The organism is Aliivibrio sp. A6 (assembly GCF_028765505.1).
Classification (GTDB): Bacteria; Pseudomonadota; Gammaproteobacteria; order Enterobacterales; family Vibrionaceae; genus Aliivibrio; species Aliivibrio finisterrensis_A.
The window spans coordinates 1-577 of sequence record NZ_JARACR010000130.1 but is presented as its reverse complement, the minus strand read 5'-3'; the positions used below and the strand labels follow the sequence as shown (position 1 = coordinate 577).

Below are 577 nucleotides of genomic sequence, written 5' to 3'. Positions count from 1 at the left end.
GTGACTTTACGCAATATTTAAAATATGGGATTTGTGAAAGCTATTTTAGCAACCTCAGATTTCTCTTTGCTAATTACTGAAATTAACGTCTCAACTAATTCTAATACCCACTCAACTTCTTCATGATCATATGGAAAGTATGGATTATGTCCTACGTTTAATGGTGAATTATTATAATACTGATAATTTCTAGAGGAAGCATCGGAATGGGCTATAGCTGTATGCCTTTTTTCCATGATTCTTTCATGTAATTTGCTTAACCGTGGTTCTTGCTCGGATATAAATTGAGATCTTAAGTTGCCAAATTTTTCAGCCACTTTATTTTTATACATTTTATCAGTGGTATTTGAAACCGTAAATACTCGACCGTAAGATATAATTAAAGCAACAAAGAGAGCTTCATAAACTGTTCTTTCACTTGAAAATGAATCACCTATTGGCAGTTTCAACATTTGTTGAGAATAAGTTCTACACTTCATTAAATCATCTAAAGCCATTGTTAATCTTGAGTGATAATGTTGTTCTATTTCCATTTATCTATCCTTGTCACATAACGCCTGCATAACACGTTTACTAC

General features: G+C 32.2%; 1 protein-coding gene. It reads right to left on the bottom strand.

Features of this window, described 5'->3' with window-relative positions; translation table 11 throughout:
* Positions 1–17: 17 nt before the first annotated feature.
* Positions 18–533, bottom strand: coding sequence for a hypothetical protein (locus PVK70_RS18890; protein WP_130049485.1), 516 nt, complete (start codon positions 531–533; stop codon positions 18–20).
* Positions 534–577 lie beyond the last annotated feature (44 nt).